Raw genomic sequence first — 261 nt, 5'->3', positions numbered from 1 at the left:
GCGGGCCTTTCGACGGCTCGGCCAACCACAGAGTGTCCGGGCCCCGTTTCCACCCGGTAAGCATCAGATCGGTTTCCGCATGGCTGATCCGCCGCTGTTCCTGGGACCACATCCGGCGCCGTTCGGCAAGCGCCCGGTTGTACACGTAGCGGACACAACCGAACGTTTTCGCGAGGTTCTCCATCTGGCCGGGAGTCGGGTAGAAACGGTAGCGGTACGCCCGCTTCACCACCCGACTTCCCACACCTGACAGAATACACG

1 protein-coding gene is annotated in these 261 nt (G+C 63.2%); it reads right to left on the bottom strand.

Features of this window, described 5'->3' with window-relative positions; all coding sequences use genetic code 11:
- Positions 1-232, bottom strand: a 232-nt coding sequence (locus tag MXD59_RS26130) for a helix-turn-helix domain-containing protein (protein WP_248827221.1), incomplete at its 3' end; no start/stop codon positions are given.
- Positions 233-261 lie beyond the last annotated feature (29 nt).

This window comes from Frankia umida, assembly GCF_023242945.1.
Classification (GTDB): Bacteria; Actinomycetota; Actinomycetes; order Frankiales; family Frankiaceae; genus Frankia; species Frankia umida.
Note: the sequence above shows the minus strand (reverse complement) of the source record. Positions and strands in the feature narration are given on the sequence as shown.